Source organism: Pseudomonas sp. ES4 (assembly GCF_050586665.1).
Lineage (GTDB): Bacteria > Pseudomonadota > Gammaproteobacteria > Pseudomonadales > Pseudomonadaceae > Aquipseudomonas > Aquipseudomonas frederiksbergensis.
In genome coordinates, this window is record NZ_JBOBDO010000003.1 from 104,924 (window position 1) to 119,820 (window position 14,897).

General features: G+C 55.6%; 15 protein-coding genes. 1 reads left to right on the plus strand and 14 read right to left on the minus strand.

Features of this window, described 5'->3' with window-relative positions; all coding sequences use genetic code 11:
- Positions 1 to 32 precede the first annotated feature (32 nt).
- Positions 33 to 323: a hypothetical protein gene (locus ACQ4OB_RS04780; RefSeq protein WP_430955217.1), complete on the plus strand. Its 291-nt coding sequence runs from the start codon at positions 33 to 35 to the stop codon at positions 321 to 323.
- Here ACQ4OB_RS04780 and mobV read toward each other — a convergent pair.
- The 14 genes from mobV to exaC form a co-directional block, all read right to left on the minus strand.
- A complete protein-coding gene (gene mobV, locus ACQ4OB_RS04785; protein WP_430955218.1) occupies positions 297 to 1,292 on the minus strand; it encodes a MobV family relaxase in 996 nt (331 codons plus the stop codon). The genes ACQ4OB_RS04780 and mobV overlap by 27 nt on opposite strands.
- Before the next feature lie 3 nt (positions 1,293 to 1,295).
- Positions 1,296 to 1,679, minus strand: coding sequence for a hypothetical protein (locus tag ACQ4OB_RS04790; protein ID WP_430955219.1), 384 nt, complete (start codon positions 1,677 to 1,679; stop codon positions 1,296 to 1,298).
- Between the two features lie 476 nt (positions 1,680 to 2,155).
- Positions 2,156 to 3,184: a PmeII family type II restriction endonuclease gene (locus ACQ4OB_RS04795; RefSeq protein WP_430955220.1), complete on the minus strand. Its 1,029-nt coding sequence runs from the start codon at positions 3,182 to 3,184 to the stop codon at positions 2,156 to 2,158.
- 19 nt (positions 3,185 to 3,203) lie between these two features.
- Positions 3,204 to 4,547, minus strand: a complete 1,344-nt coding sequence (locus ACQ4OB_RS04800; protein WP_430955273.1) for a DNA cytosine methyltransferase — start codon at positions 4,545 to 4,547, stop codon at positions 3,204 to 3,206.
- A 435-nt stretch (positions 4,548 to 4,982) separates the two neighbouring features.
- Complete coding sequence (locus ACQ4OB_RS04805; protein WP_074871242.1) at positions 4,983 to 5,198, minus strand: hypothetical protein; 216 nt, start codon at positions 5,196 to 5,198, stop codon at positions 4,983 to 4,985.
- A gap of 174 nt (positions 5,199 to 5,372) precedes the next feature.
- Entirely contained in the window at positions 5,373 to 6,125 is a 753-nt protein-coding gene (locus ACQ4OB_RS04810; RefSeq protein ID WP_074871240.1) for a S24 family peptidase, read from the minus strand.
- A 223-nt stretch (positions 6,126 to 6,348) separates the two neighbouring features.
- A complete protein-coding gene (gene ppa, locus ACQ4OB_RS04815) occupies positions 6,349 to 6,876 on the minus strand; it encodes an inorganic diphosphatase (protein WP_028620880.1) in 528 nt (175 codons plus the stop codon).
- A 113-nt stretch (positions 6,877 to 6,989) separates the two neighbouring features.
- Entirely contained in the window at positions 6,990 to 7,802 is an 813-nt protein-coding gene (locus ACQ4OB_RS04820) for a zinc-dependent peptidase (protein ID WP_102616762.1), read from the minus strand.
- Between the two features lie 6 nt (positions 7,803 to 7,808).
- Positions 7,809 to 8,465 (minus strand): DedA family protein, encoded by a 657-nt coding sequence (locus tag ACQ4OB_RS04825; RefSeq protein WP_102616763.1) that lies wholly within the window; start codon positions 8,463 to 8,465, stop codon positions 7,809 to 7,811.
- A 240-nt stretch (positions 8,466 to 8,705) separates the two neighbouring features.
- Complete coding sequence (locus ACQ4OB_RS04830) at positions 8,706 to 9,167, minus strand: GNAT family N-acetyltransferase (protein ID WP_074871233.1); 462 nt, start codon at positions 9,165 to 9,167, stop codon at positions 8,706 to 8,708.
- A 113-nt stretch (positions 9,168 to 9,280) separates the two neighbouring features.
- On the minus strand, positions 9,281 to 10,105 hold the full coding sequence (eutC, locus tag ACQ4OB_RS04835; RefSeq protein ID WP_162842847.1) for an ethanolamine ammonia-lyase subunit EutC: 825 nt from the start codon (positions 10,103 to 10,105) through the stop codon (positions 9,281 to 9,283).
- A gap of 8 nt (positions 10,106 to 10,113) precedes the next feature.
- A complete protein-coding gene (locus ACQ4OB_RS04840) occupies positions 10,114 to 11,508 on the minus strand; it encodes an ethanolamine ammonia-lyase subunit EutB (protein ID WP_430955221.1) in 1,395 nt (464 codons plus the stop codon).
- A 51-nt stretch (positions 11,509 to 11,559) separates the two neighbouring features.
- A complete protein-coding gene (gene eat, locus ACQ4OB_RS04845) occupies positions 11,560 to 13,008 on the minus strand; it encodes an ethanolamine permease (protein ID WP_074871226.1) in 1,449 nt (482 codons plus the stop codon).
- A 116-nt stretch (positions 13,009 to 13,124) separates the two neighbouring features.
- Entirely contained in the window at positions 13,125 to 14,645 is a 1,521-nt protein-coding gene (gene exaC / locus ACQ4OB_RS04850) for an acetaldehyde dehydrogenase ExaC (RefSeq protein WP_033054129.1), read from the minus strand.
- Positions 14,646 to 14,897: the final 252 nt, after the last annotated feature.

Here is a 14,897-nt window from a genome sequence, read left to right on the forward strand (position 1 = left end):
AAGTAATCAGTCGTATATGCCGAGGAAGAGCGATGTCAGTTGAGTTTGCAAACGAGCTTTCGAAAATCAAAGCTTTCATTGCCGAGGGGGGCGAAGCATCTGAGTGGTTCGCTAAAGCTTACGCATCGTGGTACTGGGTCACTGATTTTTGGCAAGTTAACTTAAATGGTTATGAAGGCCTAGACCATGTCAATAAAGGGCTGTTCGTAAGGATGTTGAATTTGCGCGGGCTAGATGGTTGGACAGATTCGGAATTATATCAATTAGCGGTCTTTGCTGTTGATGAGTGGAGCTTGCTACCTCTCAAGAAGGGCGGAGCCTAATTCAGGTTGCGCCACTGGCCTTCTTACTAATACTTGTTTATTCACAGCAATATGCTTATCAATAATCCGTTGCATAGAGTCCGCCCTTGCTTTTTCGACTGCTAGTCTTGAGCCAAGGGCTGCAATGTCTAGTTGGGTCTCGTTAAGCTGATGCTCGCGAACGTTAAGCTCATCAGTCCATTGCCTAAGCCTCAGCTCAGCACTTGATACCTTCACTTCACGTTGATCAACGGCCTTCTCCCGCGAGCTTCGGGACTTCCTCCTACGGCGCTCCATAGTTGCTCCTAAGGCATTGGCGCTGGCGAGAGAGGCTGCATGTGTCCAAGCTTCTGTTTCTCGGCCTAGAGCCTTTGCGGCGTAATCCAGCGCCGTAAGCTTTGGTGCTTCCCCTGTGCTTGCGAGGATCCGATAGAACGAGGCCACTTCATCATGCTTTGCTTTCGATCCCTTAACACCCCGTGAAAGTCCTCGAGAAGCGCCGCACCTCGAGTGAAAGCTATCTTGCAGGTCTCGCATAAGTTTTGGCCCTCCCAAAAAATCTCTAGCACTCAGTCTGCCTTCCTTTGTCAGGGGCAGCACGTAAGCCACTAAGTGAGGCGTAGACTCATCTAGGTGCACGGCTGCGCATACAACGTTAGCCGCTCCGTGCCGGTCGCGAAGCCACGATAATGCATCTCGAAAATAACCATTTCCCATGTCGTCGAGCCTACCACCATGACGTTTAAAGGCTTCGGGAGAAGCTGTAATCAAGTACTCGATTCCAAGCACTGCATCAATGCGACGCTTTTCGGGAAGTAGATTTTTAAATGCGCCAATAAGTTGAGCTGTGCTTTTTGCGCCAGCTACCCTGTTCTGGCTTAGCATTGCTGGGTCAGCATTTGGTGTTAGTTGTTCTCTAAAGGTATGACGAGCTGACCTGGCAATTGCACCAAAGCTTTTTAATTTTTTTGTACGGATGATTGCGTGCATGTATCACCCTAGTGTCAGATAGTTTTCGTAAATGACTCTAGCTTTCTCTGCCTCAATATCTGCTGTCTGGGATTGTGGCCGGAACAGGATTTCAAGTAGTAGTTGGATTGCTGCCATGATTAAATCAAGTAGCGATACATCTACTCTAATAAACTCGCCATCTGTGTCGTCTTGTCTCTCTGCCATTCCCCATTCTTCTATTTCGCACATGGCGTCCCACACGTTCTCGGGTATGCTTTTACGTGGGATGAAATAATCTTCACCGCTGCGTCTTAAGCACGGAGCCCACTTAATGGTTTCATTGATTTCTGATTTCAAATTTTGTGCGGTGAATTCATTGCTAGCCTTTAACCACATTGCGTGATTACTTGAACTCAGATTTTTCATTTTTGATGCTCTATCGTTTGTTATTGTTTTTAGTATTATGCAAATTGAGCAAAGGTTGTTGCAACACATAAATCGTATGTGTAACCCACTACACATTGTTCCAATGTTGCGGGCCAACATGCTGCTGGACTGCTATGTCGCTACGCTCCTCAAAACCGCGCCCCTTTGGCGCCCCGGCCCACGGATCGCCCTGGACGCTCGGGAGCTGGGGGAGAAAAGCTTCCCCATCTCCTCGGCCAGATTGCGATTTTGGAAGGCGTCAAGGGTTCGCTGCGCCACGATCCTCGCCCGTTCCTACTGGCTTCGCTGCGCAGGCTGCGGCCTACGGTCGTGCCCTTGACCCCCTCTTTGAGCAGCCATGCAAAAGGCCCCGTCTGGAAAATCCAAAGCGGGGCCTTATGGTTAGGGGGCTGTTATGCCACTGGCATCACACGGCGACCCTTCAAGCTTTCTGAGCATAAGTTGCGGACAGGAACTTAAATCAAAGCACCTTCTGGTTTAGCAGTAGTTTGAAGGTCGATGAAAGGAAGTCCCTCAATCATTGAGTCGCAAAAATGTCTCATGAAAAAGAAATACCAAGCTAGTTGGCTCCGTTGCAATACTGCGGGGTTGTAATTTTCTGGTACAGAAGCTAAAGACACAATGCTATGAAGGTCTTGAATTGTATATTCATGATCTGGTGAATCCACCTCACCAGGAGCAATGCATGCTCGGATGAGTGCCACTGCTAACTCCGCTAGCCCGAGCCTGCCACCGAGATGAGTCCACCAATCTTTCCCTATTCGTATTCCGGCTTCAACTTCGATACCGTTATAGGTAAAGCTGCAATCCCAGCGTCCTTTAGGTGATGTAGTGAAACATTCTGAGCCTAGTTTTAGTTCAAGATTCTTAAAAATGTGCCAGTCTTTCTTGTTTGATAGTTTCTGGGTTCCATATAGTACGCCATACGTAAATTCAACTTTTTTTACATCGTGCTCGTAGGCCCAGGCTTGAAGGTTGCTGATGATCGCATCGGCAAAGTTTTCACTCATCTCATCGTTGAGGCAACGAGGCCCGCTTTTTAGCGTAACAACTTGTAATTTGTCTTCTGCCACGTGAAGGCCATCTAAAGCCGAATTAGCCGTATGCATTTGACTTAGAACTGGAGTCCAGTCATATATGGGCAGAGCGACAACCTCTACAGCCCGACCAGCAGAGGTTTCCATTGATGAAAAAAGTTTGGCTGGAAGAATGTCGTGCTCTATTTCACTGACGCGCGTGTAGCGATTTTTTCTGGCATGCATCATCAGTACATAGGGGCTAGTGGAGAACTTCGCAAAATTTGCATCACCACCTATCAGCGAGCCTACATGGTAGTCGATCTTTCGCCTAAAGTGCTCTTCCATCCTTAATGCGCGTGCACGGGAAGCAGTATTTAGATCAACCGCCATAAGCTGTTCAAGCAGTTCGCTTTTGGAAAAAATGATGCTTTCAGCTTTAGGTAGGCCCGGGTGCCTCTTCGCCATTTTTTTGCTCCGTACAATATTATGCCAATGACTTTATGAGTCTTTTGGTCGTTGACTTTCCGTAGTCCGCGTCGTCAGTTTCTTTATCCCAAACGATAGTTTTACCGTCTTTGAACCAACGTCGCGTTCTCACGTGAGACTGGATGTAAACGATTCTAAATGCCTCTGGAGCCGTCTCAAGCGGCTTCCAGTCATTTGCATCCAGGAGATCAAAACAATCTGCGATAACCTGCCCGGCCACAGCTCCTAAGCGCACAGGAACCGCATTTCCAATTTGGGCGTACTTGTCCGCAGTCTTTCCGGAAAACTGCCAATAGTCCGGAAACTCTTGTATGCGTGCATATTCTCGTACAGATAGTGCGCGAGTATGGACAGGGTGACATAGTGAAGTGCTAGAGTGGTTAGGCATGGTGACAAGAGTTGGGCAAGGAAGCTCCATGGTGAGTCTCCGCCACCAGCCAGATCTTCCGCCTTTGGCGTGCCATGCTTTGCCCATGGATTCCTTTTGGACTTCCTCTGGTAGGCTTCTCCAATTTGAACCTTCGGGAACCAGTGATAGAAACCCCTTTTTTCTAGGGCTGAAGTCCATCATCTCGGGAGTTGGTTCGTCTAGATCGGAAATTACGTCTCCCAACGTTTTCCAGCGTTTAAGCTGTACGGGCTTGGAAAACAAATCATCTTCAGCCATATCGTTTGAGCTAGGCCCGTGTGTGGGGTCGGGAAATGCAACCTGCGCACCGAACCTATTGCCGATGAATAGGACTCTTTCGCGAATTTGCGGAGCACCGTAGTTAACAGAGTTAACTTCGAATATATCCAAATGATATGCCGAGCCTTCCAGCTTTTGAAGATCCTGGGAAAATAGCCTCATGACCGATCCGGGCATTTCCTCAAAGGACAACTCTGGCCCTTTCGGCGGGCGCTCGGCTATAGGTCGATGACGGAGAGCAGCGGAGATCAGTCCTCGCACGTTCTCCATGATAAAAAATTTTGGCTGCATAACTTCGACAAATTTCAAAAATTGCCAAAGCAACGTCCCTCTGGGGTCTTGAACAGTCCCTCGATTTCCAGCAGTGCTGAACGATTGGCAAGGGGGGCCGCCTACCAGGACATCCAGCTCGCCAGGCTTTAGCCCCGTCGCGGCAAGTACTTCATAGGGGTCAATGTTTGAAATGTCCCCCTCATAAATTTTGAGGTTAGCGGGAAGGTGGCCAGCTTCTCTGTTTAGGCGAATAGTGTCGCAATACGCAGGGACTTTCTCTACGCATGCTAGAAGCTCATACCGATTAGTTTCCTTAAGGCCGAGATCAAGTCCCATTCCACCCGAAAACAGGGATATAACCTTTAGCTTTTTCACTATCATCAATTCCACTTATGCAGTAGCTCGACAGCCCGATGAAAAGCCACTTTTTGACGCTTTCTGAGGGCTGGAGCAAGGACGGGGCATGGTACCCCAATGGTCAGGTCGGTGCGAACAATCCCCCCTACCTCAGCCCAACGGTAAGTCACCTGTCTTGTCAGATTATCTGGCCGTAGAGCCAAGGGTGTTGAGCTGCAATCTCACTTAGCGTGGTGGCCCCAGGGCAGGATCGAGCTGCCCACATAAGGCTTGGAGATACGAATGCGGTGTTGGCTTGTGGTTGGACTAATGGTACTGAAGCTAGAAGGATTTGGAGCCTCTCACTACGGAAATCCTGAAAGGATTATCCGCAGGGCGGCGAAACCCGGTGTGTGGGTCAAAGTGTGGGTCGGTAACTCAGTGACTCCTTTAGCCCTTGCTGCATCTGGGCTTTAGGAATTAAAAAGCCGGCTTGTGGCCGGCTTCTCGGGGACTGGCTTGGTTCATTTTTGGTAAACCGCGCCAGCCTTCAAAACGTACACCCGGATCTTGCGTCCGGCTGTGGGACTCGGCGAGAAAATCATCTGCCTTGTCGGTGCGATCTGACGCCGCGAGGCGGGTCGATGCGCAAATGTGGGGCGCAGCATACTGATTTTTTTGCAGAATTCCCAGCATGGTGTGCGACCTAGAGCGATTGCAGTGACGTGTAGCAGCTGGCGAAGCCTGCGTTCGGCTGCGTAGCAGTCGTGAACCCAGTATCCGCGGTGTACCTGAAACACCGGGTCAGATGGTTTTACGACTGCTGCGCAGCCGAACGCAGGCTTCGCCAGCTGCTACACAGTTATGTGTTTACAGAAAAGGTATCGGTGGCCTGCGTTTGTTCAGGGTTGACCACCAGAACACCCATCCCAGAACCCTTATGTTTTGTTCTTCGATTTGTGGCGGCCGGAAGACTTCGTCCGGGTAATCGGAGCTGTTGTGGCTGCGCATGCGTATCGCGTTGCCTGGTACCCGGCTCAGGTATTTGATGCGCAACATGCCGTCGTGCTCGATTGCGTAAATCTCGCCGTCGACAATTTGCGTGAGCCCGCGGTCAATGGCGACGATGGAGCCATCTTCAATTCTTTCGGCCATGCTATTGCCAACCATGCGGGCGCAGATGGCATCGGCGTGGTTGATTTCCAGGGAGTCAAGATCGCTGCGCGGGAAGCGGATCGATTCGCTGGGGTCTTTGATGACATGGGTTTTATCGGAGCCGGGGGCTGTGGCCGTTTCTTTGTAAAAGGGGAGTTCGATATCGACTGGGTCGATGACCCGATAGGTGCCCCGGATTGACTGTGCGTCGAAGGTGTTGCCGGACGCGTCGATCAGGTGCAATTCCCGGGCGTCTTGGGGACCTTCGCCGGTTTTCAGCCATTCAGTGTTTACGGACAGTCTTCTGGCGACATCTTCCATGCGGTAGTCAGGCACTCCGCGGGTGTACCAGTTATGGACAGTTTGAGGATCGGAAATGCCCAGGAATTCGGCAAATCTCGTTGTCGTGATTTGTAGCTCTTTCAGGAGCATTCTGAATCGTGGACCGCAGGTTTTGTTCTTTTTCATAAACACGAGTCTAGCCGTGCGGCATAAGGCTTTGATTCAACAAAACGTTCAAATCTGGCGTGAAATTTAAGTCCTGATGTAAGACGTCTTTTGTAAAAATTAAACAAGAAAAAACCGGTTCGCCCGCCAGTTAAATGTGCTGTTGAACAGGGTTTTCAGGCACCCACAAAAAACCCCGGATCAACCGGGGTTTCTCGTTACAGCCGTTCGTGAGAGACGGCTATCAGCCTTTATAGGCAGCAACCGACTTCATGATCTCGGTGCGAGCGGCTTCTGCGTCGCCCCAACCTTCGATCTTCACCCATTTGCCTTTTTCGAGGTCTTTGTAGTTCTCGAAGAAGTGCTTGATCTGTTCCAGCAGCAGAGGTGGCAGATCGGTGTATTCCTTCACGTCGACGTACAGCTGGGACAGCTTGTCGTGTGGGACTGCGATGACTTTGGCATCGCCGCCGCCGTCGTCGGTCATGTGCAGGATGCCGACCGGACGGGCGCGGATGACCGAACCTGGCGCTACCGGGTAAGGGGTCACGACCAGCACGTCGAGGGGGTCACCGTCGTCAGCCAGAGTGTTCGGGATGAAACCGTAGTTGGCCGGGTAGAACATCGGGGTGGCCATGAAACGGTCAACGAACAGGCAATCGCTGTCTTTGTCGATTTCGTATTTGATCGGCGCGTGGTTGGCCGGAATCTCGATCGCGACGTAGATGTCGTTCGGCAGGTCTTTGCCAGCCGGAATCTTGCTGTAGCTCATTGGGCGTTGCCCCCGTTAGTTGACCAAAATCACTTGGCCGGATTGACCAAAAAGTGGCGGCGATTATAGGCATATTCCGCCGCCGATGCTATGTACCAGAGGTCGTAGAGACCTTAGTCGCGTGCCTGATAGACCGGGTTCTCGGCCAGAAGTTGCCGCAGCCGGGGCAGCGGGTCCTGGCGATAAAACAGCTTCAGCTGCTCATAGACCTGAGGATACGCCTCGTGCAGCAAATCCGGGGCGCTGAAGAAGTATTCGCTGGTGACTGCGAAAAACTCGGCGGGGTTTTCCGCCGCGTACGGGTCGATGGCGGTGTCAGCGTCGGGATTGTGGTCCAGTTGCCGATCAAGGTCGTCGTAGGCCTCTTGCATGACTTTGGCCCAATCGCTGACCCGCATGTCGGCGTGCAGTGGCGGCAGGCCGTTGGCGTCGCCGTTGAGCATGTCGAGTTTATGCGCGAGTTCGTGGATCACCAGGTTGTAGCCTTCCCAGCCACCACTGGCCATCACGCCGGGCCAGGCGAGGATGATCGGGCCTTGCTGCCAGGCTTCGCCGCTGTGTTCGCCGTCCCATTCGTGCTCGACACCGCTGGCGTCGCGATGGCGCTGGGGGCTGAGAAAGTCGTCGGGATAGAGGACGATTTCGTGGAAACCCTGATACCAGTTCAGATCGCCCAGATGCAGCAGCGGCAGTTGCGCCTGGGCGGCAAGCAGCAGGCGCTGCTCCTGATGGAGTTCGACGCCGGGCAGGGCGGTCAGGTGTTTGTCCTGGAGGAACAGCACGCTGGCTTCACGCAGCCACCGGTCTTCAGCGGCGCTGAGGCCATCGAGAAAACTCAAGTGATGACGCACCCGCTGCCACATGTCGTCGGCAATCGGGTGTTTGGCCAAGGTGCGCCGACGACGCCAGGCGCTCAGGGACCACATGGTGAATCAGCGCGATTGTGCTTTGGACGCGGCGTTGCCGAAGCGGCTGCGGATGATGCCGATGATCATCGGTACCAGCGACAGCAGGATGATGCCCACGACCAGCAGCGACAGGTTTTGTTTGATGAACGGTACGTTGCCGAAGAAGTAACCGAGGGTCACCAGGCCACCGACCCACAGGATGGTGCCGAGAACGCTGAAGGCAAAGAACCGCGGATACGGCATTTTCGCCACGCCGGCGACGAACGGTGCAAAGGTGCGGATGATCGGCAGGAAACGCGCCAGGGTCACGGTTTTGCCGCCGTGTTTGTCGTAGAAGTCGTGGGTTTGCTGCAGGTAGTCGCGGCGGAAGATTTTCGAGTTCGGGTTGCTGAACAAACGCTCACCCGCCGTTCGTCCGATCACATAGTTGGTGCTGTCGCCAAGGATCGCCGCCAGCATCAGCAGGCCGCCCAGCAGCACCGGGTCCATGCCGCCACCGGCCGCAACGGCACCCGCGATAAACAGCAGGGAATCGCCCGGCAGGAACGGCATCACCACCAGACCGGTTTCGCAGAAGATCACCAGAAACAGAATGGCGTAAATCCATGGCCCGTAGTTGGTTACCAGCAAATCGAGGTAAACATCGAGATGCAGGATAAGGTCGAGCGGGTTGAAATCCATGGAGAGCACCTGAGGTGACGGCCCGACTCGGCAGGCCTGTGCGGATGACTTCGCGAAAGGCTACAGACGGGTGTAGTTTTTCTTACAAGCCGGAAAGGTCGGCATTATACGGTCTGACAGGTGAAAAGCGCGTTGAGTTTGTAGCGGGGAATGTCGACAGGATCAACGGTTGGTATGGACCACTGTGGGAGCGAGCAAGTCGAATCGTCGCGCCGCCGCTCCCACAGGTGTTGAGGCGGATCAGAGCTCCTCGCTGATCGGCAACACGTAGTTCTTGAACTCGGTGTCTTCCTTGAACCCGATGGATTCGTAGGTTTTCTGCGCGACTTCGTTATTGCTGCTGGTGGAAACGCGCATGCGTACAGCGTTGGTTTCCTTGGCCATTTTTTTCGCGGTGCGGATGAGGTTGTCGGCCACCAACTGGCGGCGGGCCTCTTCGGCAACGTAGATGTCGTTGAGGATCCACACGCGCTTCAGCGAAAGGGACGAAAAGCTCGGATACAGCTGACAGAAACCCATCAGTTTGTTGCTGTCGTCATCGGCCAGGGCCAGGTAGATCACCGACTCCTTGCGACGCAGGCGTTTTTCAAGGAATGCCCGGGACGAGTCGGGATAAGCCAGGGAGCCATAAAACTCGCGATATTTAACGAATAACGGCGTCAACAGGTCCAGGTGTTCGAGGGTCGCTTGAATAATCCGCATGGTAGGTCTCGTCTTCAAGTGGCTGTCTTACATGGGGACGGCGACGGGAAACCCCTGGCGGCCGTGCATCGATCCTGCCTGAAACATGGATAGAAACGCAATGCGGAAACGGTTCAGGTATCCGACGGGCTCAGTAGGAAATTACCTTTCACGTCCGCCCCCTCTTCCGACTCCAGTGTCAGAACCTGGGCTTCGTCCTTGAGATTGACTCCTGACAACTGCCGCCGACAGGCCTCGCGCATCAAGTACAGCAAGCGGTGCGCTGCCATGCCGTAACTCAGGCCTTCGAGTCGAACGTTGGAGATGCAGTTGCGATAGGCATCCGTCAGCCCGACCTTTGGATTGTAGGTGAAATACAGTCCCAGACTGTCCGGGGAACTGAGGCCCGGGCGTTCGCCGATCAGGATCACCACCATTTTCGCCCCCAGCAGTTCGCCGATCTCGTCGGCTACCGCGACCCGGCCCTGTTCCACCAGAATGACCGGTGAGACGGACCAGCCGTCATTCACAATCTGATCTTCCATTCGCGCGAGAAACGGCAGGGTATGGCGATGAACGGCCAGTGCCGATAATCCATCGGCAACAACAATGGCCAGATCGACACCGTCGGGATGGCTCAATGCGTAATCGCGCAGCGCCTGAGCCGACTCATCACTCAGCTTTCGCCCTAGATCGGGGCGTTGCAAATAACTGTTCCGGTCCGTAGCGGCACTATGTAGCAGCAAACTGGCTCGCCCGCGTTCAGCCAGTTGTGCGCTGAGCCCGGCAGAGTCGAACGGCAAGTGCACCGCGTCCCGTGCCTGCGCGTGGGCGTACTGAAAATCCAGCTGCGCACTGGTCGGCATGCTGGTGCCGGTTCTACCCAAAGCGATCCGCGCCGGCGTCAGGCGACGCAGTTCCAGCAATGGGTTCTGTGGGTCAGCAGGTGGTTTGTCCATTTCAACACTCATCCCAGTTGCGCCATCGCTTGGCGGAAAGCCGGCGGCAGGCTGTCGCCGAAGTGAATCTTGCCGTCTGCCTGGGTGAAAATGCCCATTCTCGCGAGCCATTGTTCGAATTCCGGCGCAGGTTTCAGGCCCAGCGTCTGGCGGGCGTAAAGCGCGTCGTGGAACGATGTGGTCTGGTAGTTGAGCATGATGTCGTCGGAACCGGGGATGCCCATGATGAAGTTGATCCCGGCCACGCCCAGCAGGGTCAGCAGGGTGTCCATGTCGTCCTGGTCGGCTTCGGCGTGGTTGGTATAACAGATGTCGCAACCCATGGGCACGCCCAGGAGCTTGCCGCAGAAGTGGTCTTCAAGGCCGGCGCGGATGATCTGTTTACCGTTGTAGAGGTATTCCGGGCCGATGAATCCTACGACGGTGTTCACCAGGAACGGCTTGAAATGGCGCGCCACGGCGTAGGCGCGGGTTTCGCAGGTCTGTTGATCGATGCCGTGGTGGGCGTTGGCTGACAAGGCGCTGCCTTGACCGGTTTCGAAATACATCAGGTTCTGCCCCAGCGTCCCGCGATTCAGACTCAAACCGGCGTCGTAGCCTTCCTGCAGCACGTTCAGGTTGATCCCGAAACTGGCGTTCGCCGCTTCGGTGCCGGCGATCGACTGGAACACCAGGTCCAGCGGCACGCCGCGATTGATCGCTTCAATGGACGTGGTGACGTGGGTCAGCACGCAAGCTTGTGTAGGAATTTCGTAGCGCTGGATGATTGCGTCGAGCATTTCCAGCATGGTGCAAATCGAGGCGATGCTGTCGGTGGCCGGGTTGATGCCGATCATCGCGTCGCCGTTTCCGTACAGCAGACCGTCGAGAATGCTCGCGGCGATACCGGCGGGTTCATCGGTGGGGTGGTTGGGTTGCAGGCGGGTGGATAGCCGACCGCGCAGGCCCATCGTGCCGCGGAATTTTGTAACAACTCGAATTTTCTGCGCGACCAGCACCAGGTCCTGCACGCGCATGATCTTCGACACGGCGGCGGCCATTTCCGGGGTCAGGCCGGGCGCGAGGGCGCGCAGGCTCTGTTCGTCCGCGGCATCGCTGAGCAGCCAGTCGCGAAAGCCGCCGACGGTGAGGTGGCTGACGGCGGCGAAGGCTTGTTTGTCGTGGGTGTCGATGATCAGACGGGTGACTTCATCGGCCTCGTACGGAATGAGTACTTCTTGCAGGAAGTGGCTGAGGGGGATATTGGCGAGGGCCATCTGCGCGGCTACCCGTTCGCCGTCATTGAGGGCGGCGACACCGGCCAGAAAGTCCCCGGAACGCGCCGGACTGGCCTTGGCCATGACGTCCTTGAGACTCTCGAAGCGATAGGTCTGGGCGCCGACCGAGTGAGCAAAACTTGCCATACAGATTCTCCGTGACGGCGCAGACAGGGCCTGCGCCGTGATTTCTGGCCGTTAGTGCAGGGCTTTTTCAGCGTTCTGAATGGCCGCGAATTCTTCTTCGGGCGTACCTGCTACCAAGTGATGCCGGCTGTAGAAAGCAAAGTAAGCAATTAACACTCCATAGATGATCGCCGCGCCAATCACCACGCGTGGGTCTACCAGGAAACCCGCCACCACGGCGATGCAAGCCAGCACCAACGCTACACCCGAGGTGAAGATACCGCCGGGCGTGCGGTATGGGCGATCCATTTTGGGGCGCCGAATGCGCAGTGTGATATGCGCCGCCATCATCAGGACGTAGGAAATGGTCGCACCGAACACCGCCACCAGAATCAGCAGGTCGCCCTGTCCGGTCAGCGACAACCCGAAACCGATGATGCCAGGAATAATCAGCGCCAGTACCGGGGCCTTGCTTTTGTTGGTCTCGGACAGTTTGCGTGGCAAGTAGCCGGCGCGGGACAGGGCAAAGATCTGCCGCGAATAGGCATAGATGATCGAGAAGAAACTGGCGATCAGACCCGCCAGGCCCACCAGATTGACGAAATGGCCCATCCAGGTCGAGCCGCCATAGGCCTTGCTCAATGCTTCGACCAACGGATTACCGGAGGTCAGCAGCGCGTTGGCGCCAGCACCGCCTGGTCCGATTACCAGAATCAGCAGGGCAAAGCTCACCAGCACCAGCATGGCGCCGATCAATCCGCGAGGCAGGTCGCGTTTCGGGTTTTTGGTCTCTTCTGCTGCCAACGGCACGCCTTCGACAGCGAGAAAGAACCAGATCGCGTAAGGAATTGCCGCCCACACGCCGACGTAGCCGAAGGGCAGGAAGCTGCTGGCGCCCTTGGCGTCAGTCACCGGGATGTCGAGCAGATTGGCGACATTGAAGTGCGGCACCATCGACACCAGGAACACGCCCAGTGCCAGCGCGGCGACGGCGGTGATACCGAACATAAGTTTCAGGGCTTCGCCGACCCCGAAAATGTGAATGGCGATAAAGATGATGTAGAACGCCAGGTAAATCATCCAGCCGCCGATGCCGAACAGTGATTCGCAATAGGCGCCGATAAACACCGCGATCGCCGCCGGGGCGATTGCGTATTCGATCAGGATCGCAGTCCCCGTCAGAAACCCGCCCCACGGCCCGAATGCGCTACGGGCAAAACCGTAGCCGCCACCCGCGGTAGGAATCATGGAAGACAGTTCCGCCAGGGAGAAACACATGCACAGGTACATGGTTGCCATCAGCAACGTGGCGAGAAACATACCGCCCCAGCCACCTTGGGCGAGGCCGAAGTTCCAACCCGCATAATCGCCGGAGATGACGTAGGCCACCCCCAGACCCACCAGCAGGACCCAGCCTGCTGCACCTTTTTTCAGTTCCCGTTGCTGGAAATAGTCGGAGCCGACTTTTTCAAAGTCGACCGAGGAGGTAGCCGGCTGCACGCTGGCTTGATCGCTAGGCATAGGGGTTCACCTGTTCTTATTGTTTTTGACCGGCATGGTTGCCGGGTGGGCGCGAAGGTCTAAGGTGCAAGCAAGCTCACTCCCGCAAGGAGAGTGGCTTGCCTGCGACAGACGCTTTAGAAGAAGCCCAACGGATTGATGTCGTAGCTCACCAGCAGGTTTTTGGTCTGCTGATAGTGATCGAGCATCATCTTGTGGGTTTCACGACCGACGCCGGATTTCTTGTATCCGCCGAACGCGGCATGCGCCGGGTACAGGTGGTAGCAGTTGGTCCACACACGACCGGCCTTGATCGCGCGGCCCATGCGATAGGCGCGGTTGATGTCGCGGGTCCAGAGACCGGCGCCGAGGCCGAACTCGGTGTCGTTGGCGATGGCCAGGGCTTCGGCTTCGTCCTTGAAGGTGGTGATGCTCACCACCGGGCCAAAGATTTCTTCCTGGAACACGCGCATTTTGTTGGTGCCCTTGAGCAGGGTCGGCTGGATGTAATACCCGGTCGCCAGGTTGCCCTCGAGTTTTTCCACCTTACCGCCGGTCAGCAGCTCGGCGCCTTCGCCCTTGGCGATTTCCAGGTACGACAGGATTTTGTCGAATTGCTGCTCGGACGCCTGGGCGCCGACCATGGTGTCGGTGTCCAGCGGGTCGCCACGTTTGATCGACAGGACTTTCTTCATCACGACTTTCATGAAGTCGTCATAGATCGACTCTTGCACCAAGGCGCGGGAAGGGCAGGTGCAGACTTCGCCCTGGTTGAAGAACGCCAGCACCAGGCCTTCGGCGGCTTTTTCGATGAAGGTTTCTTCGGCTTGCATGATGTCGGCGAAGAAGATGTTCGGCGACTTGCCACCCAGCTCCACGGTGGACGGAATGATGTTTTCGGCGGCGCATTTCATGATGTGCGAGCCGACCGGGGTCGAGCCGGTGAAGGCGATCTTGGCGATGCGTTTGCTGGTGGCGAGCGCTTCGCCGGCTTCTTTGCCGAAGCCTTGCACCACGTTCAACACGCCCGGTGGCAGCAGGTCGCCGATCAGCTCCATCAGCACGGTAATGCCCAGTGGCGTTTGCTCGGCAGGCTTGAGCACCACGCAGTTGCCGGCGGCCAGGGCCGGGGCGAGTTTCCAGGCGGCCATCAGGATCGGGAAGTTCCACGGGATGATCTGCCCGACCACGCCCAGCGGTTCATGGATGTGATAGGCCACGGTGTTGCCGTCGATTTCGGCGGCGCTGCCTTCCTGGGCGCGGATGCAACCGGCGAAGTAGCGGAAATGGTCCGCCGCCAGCGGGATGTCGGCGTTGAGGGTTTCACGCACGGCTTTGCCGTTGTCCCAGGATTCGGTGATTGCCAGGACTTCCAGGTTCTGTTCGATGCGGTCGGCGATTTTCAGCAGCACCAGCGAGCGCGCCTGGGCGGACGTGGCGCCCCAGGCATCGGCGGCCGCGTGGGCAGCGTCCAGGGCCTTTTCGATGTCTTCGGCCGTGGAGCGCGGGAATTCGGCAATCGGTTGGCCATTTACTGGCGAGGTATTGGTGAAGTACTGACCTTTGACAGGCGCGACGAACTCGCCGCCGATGTAGTTACCGTATTTGCTCTTGAACGAAACGATAGCGCCTTCAGTACCGGGGTGAGCGTAACGCATGGTGATTTCTCCTTGGCTTTTGTGCTTATAAGGGAGAGCGCATGTGCGCCTGCTATAAGCGTAGAGCAAAGGTCGGGCCACTGCGTTGCAGGTCAGGTAAATCAAGGCCTTGCGCGGTTTTTGTCGGACCGGCGGACTGCGTCTGTGACGGTTTCGGTACGGTCGCCGTGACACTTTGTACCGCTTCTGGCGCAAGGTGTGACGGGTCGGTCTCGCCAGCATTGCAATGCGCGCTAGGCTGGAGGATGCTCG